The sequence below is a fragment of the Frateuria sp. genome (assembly GCF_035695185.1).
Lineage (GTDB): Bacteria > Pseudomonadota > Gammaproteobacteria > Xanthomonadales > Rhodanobacteraceae > Frateuria_A.
Map to the genome: position 1 here is coordinate 1 of NZ_DASSES010000032.1, position 3,617 is coordinate 3,617.

The window sequence follows — 3,617 nt, forward strand, 5'->3', positions numbered from 1 at the left end:
TCGGGCTTTGCGCGATCGCCTCGAACACGAACGCCTGTTCAGGCGGCAGCGGCGTCGCGTCCGTCGCACCGCTGTTGCCGCCGAGATTCAAGGCGGTCGGTGGCGTGCCCTTCAAGCCCTCCGCTGTCGCGAGCGGGCTGGCTGGTTGTGCGGCGCCGGGGGCGGAGTCCGCCAGGTTCACCGTGACCGTGGTCGGGCTCGGCGGATAGCAGATCTTCGGATCGGTCTCGTGGCAACCCTGGAACTGCACCCCCAGGCGCAGCCGCGTCGCGCCGGGCGGCATCGTCCAGCGCAGCAGCAGGTGGTGCGGGTCCTGCGCCAGTGCTTCGAGCTTGAAGGCCTGTCCGGCCGGGAGCGGCGTGTCCCCGCCCGCGGAGCCGCGGGTAGCCCCGAGGCTCCGCAGCGCGGCGCCGAGCGAACGGCCGCCGGACGTGGCGACGGCGGCCGGCAGCGGCAGGTCCAATGGCTGGGTGTGCGGCGGATAGCAGATCTTCGGGTCGACCTCGTGGCAGCCCTGGAACTGCACCTCCAGGCGAAGCCGCTTGGTGCCCGGCGCCACCGTGTAGGGCACGCTGGCATCGATCGCGTGATGGTAGGTCTCCACGTCGCCCAGGTATTCGTCGTGGTGCTTCTCGCCCTCGGGGAACGTCGGTTCGCCCAGCGACACACCATCCGCCGGTCTGAACTTCATGCGGCCGCGGTAGAGGTAGTAGTCCGGCGCGATCTCCCAATGCAGCTTGAGCACGCCCGGAGTGGCGGCGTCGGCCGAGAGCTTGTAGGCCTCGGTGACCGGCAGCAGGCCGTCGTCTTCCTGCGCGAACGACGGGCGCGCCAGCGCGGCCAGGCACAGGAGAAGCATCAACAACGGCAAGCGGGCGGCCAGGCGGCCGATCATCGGGCGCATCGCGTCTCCAGCGGCATGGGCGGGAGAACCATTATGGACCCATCGCGGCCCGGGCCTCGGGCGGTTGCGGCCTTATGTCTCCTCGACCGCCAGCGGGGGCGCCGCGCGCCGCGGTCGCACCAGTCCGGTGGTGAGCGCCGTGCCCAACAAGATGACCGCGCAGCCGCCGAGCATGCGCATCGTCACCGGTTCGCCCAGCAGCAGGGCGCCCCACAGTACGCCGAAGGCCGGGATCAGGTAGGGGATCACCATGATCCGCTGCGCGCCCACGCGCGCCAGCACCCAGAAGAACAGCACGTAGGCCAGTGCGGTGCACAGCACGGCCAGTCCCGCGGCGGCCAGCCAGGCCTGCATCGGTGGCGCCTGGGTCGGCCAGGCGAGCACCGTCGTCGGCAGCAGCACCAGCGCGGCGACCATGTGGCTGCCGACCGTCACCACCAGCGGCGTGACGCCCGCCAGGCGCAGGTGCGTGTAATGCACCGCGTAGCCGTACAGCACGGTAGCGGCCACGCAGGCGAGCAGCGCCGTGCCGGCACCCGGGCCGAGGGTGAGGCTGCCTTCGGCCAGCCAGAGGATGCCGGCGAAGCCCGCGACCAGTCCGGCGCCGCGCCAGGCATCCAGTCGCTGGCCGAGCCACAGCCAGCCGACCAGCGCGGCGAACATCGGCGTCATGCCGTCGATGATCGAGGCCAGCCCGGCCGGCAGGCTGCGCGTGGCGAAGGTGAACAGCAGGAACGGCAGCGCCGAGTTGGTCAGCCCGACCACGGCGATCGGCCACCAGTGCTGGCGCCATTCGGCCAGCCGCCGGCGCGAGGCCAGCAGCGGCAGGAAGCACAACGCCGCGCCGATGGCGCGCAGGCCGGCCAGGGGCAGGGCGCCAAAGGCGCCCGCGCCCATGCGCATGAACAGGAACGAGCCGCCCCACAGGGCGCCCAGCGAGAGCAGGACGGCGTAGTCGATCTTCTTCATGGCGAGGCGGGCGGATAGGGGGAGAGACAAGTTTGCGGCGGCCCCCCTGACAAGGGCTGTCAGCAGTCTTGAGGCGCCCCGGCCGTCGCCTCGCGGACCCAGGCCAGATAGGGCTCATGCGCGTGTCCGACCGGCACGGCGATGAGTTCGGGCAGGTCGTAGGGGTGCAGCGCCAGCAGCCGGCTGCGCAGCGCCTCGAAGCGGGCGGCAGTGGTCTTGATCAGGAGCAGGTGCTCGGCCTCGGTGGTCACCTCGCCCTGCCAGCGGAAGGTCGAGGCGATGCCGGACAGGCGATTGACGCAGGCGGCCAGACGTTCGGCGACCAGCACCTCGGCGATGCGCCGGGCGCTGTCGGCGTCAGGGCAAGTGCAATAGCAGAGCAGGACGGTGTCGGGCATGGCGCGGATGGTAGCCCCTCTCCGCCGGGCGCCGGACCCGCCGCCGCGTCCGCCCACGCCCCTTGAAACCGCCGGCGCACCCCCCACCTGCTGTGCCATTCGCGTTCCAGCCTCTTGCAGGGGCCGGTTGCGTCCGTAGAATTGGCACTCACCGTCACCGAGTGCTAACAGCATTCCGGTGATCCTTCACCGTCTTTCAACCTGAACCTGTGGAGTTCCATCCATGAGCAAACTGCGTCCGCTGCACGATCGCGTCATCGTCAAGCGCCTGGAAGAGGAGCGCGTCTCCGCCGGCGGCATCGTCATCCCCGACAGCGCCACCGAGAAGCCGACCCGCGGCAAGGTCATCGCCGCCGGCACCGGCCGCATCCTGGAAGACGGCAACGTCCGTCCGATGAGCCTGAAGGAAGGCGACGTGGTGCTGTTCGGCAAGTACGCCGGCCAGGAAATCAAGATCGACGGCGAAGAGCTGGTCTTCCTGAAGGAAGACGACATCGTCGCGGTGATCGAAGGCTGATCGGCCTCTCCCGCCCAACTCTCGCAATCCACCTACCGAATTCGAAGGACATAGACATATGGCAGCCAAAGAAGTCCGCTTCGGCGAAGACGCCCGCTCGCGCATCCTCAAGGGCGTGAACACCCTGGCCAACGCGGTCAAGGTCACCCTGGGCCCGAAGGGCCGCAACGTCGTGCTCGAGAAGAGCTTCGGCGCTCCGACGATCACCAAGGACGGCGTGTCCGTCGCCAAGGAGATCGAGCTCTCGGACAAGTACGAGAACCTCGGCGCGCAGATCGTCAAGGAAGCCGCTTCCAAGACCTCCGACGTCGCCGGTGACGGCACCACCACCGCCACGGTGCTGGCGCAGGCGTTCATCCAGGAAGGCCTGAAGGCGGTCGCCGCCGGCATGAACCCGATGGACCTGAAGCGCGGCATCGACAAGGCCGTGACCGCGGCCGTGGGCGAGCTCAAGAAGCTCTCCAACCCGACCGCCGACGACAAGGCGATCGCCCAGGTCGGCACCATCTCGGCCAACTCCGACGCCAACATCGGCGACATCATCGCCACCGCGATGAAGAAGGTCGGCAAGGAAGGCGTGATCACCGTCGAGGAAGGCTCGGGCCTGGAGAACGAGCTCGACGTCGTCGAGGGCATGCAGTTCGACCGCGGCTACCTCTCCCCGTACTTCATCAACAACCAGCAGAGCCAGCAGGTCGAGCTGGACGACCCGTTCATCCTGATCCACGACAAGAAGATCTCCAACGTCCGCGAGCTGCTGCCGATCCTCGAAGGCGTCGCCAAGGCCGGCAAGCCGCTGCTGATCGTCGCCGAGGAAGTCGAGGGCGAG

Annotated in this window: 5 protein-coding genes; 2 read left to right on the plus strand and 3 right to left on the minus strand. The window is 69.1% G+C overall.

The window, feature by feature from the left end; genetic code table 11:
* The 3 genes from VFH59_RS02280 to cutA form a co-directional block, all read right to left on the minus strand.
* A partial coding sequence (locus tag VFH59_RS02280; RefSeq protein ID WP_325163268.1) for a protein-disulfide reductase DsbD domain-containing protein occupies positions 1 to 904 on the minus strand: 904 nt, incomplete at its 3' end.
* Between the two features lie 72 nt (positions 905 to 976).
* Positions 977 to 1,873: a DMT family transporter gene (locus VFH59_RS02285; RefSeq protein ID WP_325163269.1), complete on the minus strand. Its 897-nt coding sequence runs from the start codon at positions 1,871 to 1,873 to the stop codon at positions 977 to 979.
* A 59-nt stretch (positions 1,874 to 1,932) separates the two neighbouring features.
* On the minus strand, positions 1,933 to 2,271 hold the full coding sequence (gene cutA / locus VFH59_RS02290) for a divalent-cation tolerance protein CutA (RefSeq protein WP_325163270.1): 339 nt from the start codon (positions 2,269 to 2,271) through the stop codon (positions 1,933 to 1,935).
* Positions 2,272 to 2,494: 223 nt separating this feature from the next.
* On the opposite strand from cutA, the gene groES reads away from it, so the two are divergent.
* A complete protein-coding gene (gene groES / locus VFH59_RS02295) occupies positions 2,495 to 2,788 on the plus strand; it encodes a co-chaperone GroES (protein WP_049623107.1) in 294 nt (97 codons plus the stop codon).
* A 58-nt stretch (positions 2,789 to 2,846) separates the two neighbouring features.
* Positions 2,847 to 3,617: chaperonin GroEL (groEL, locus tag VFH59_RS02300; protein ID WP_325163271.1), on the plus strand; the 771-nt coding region annotated here is incomplete at its 3' end.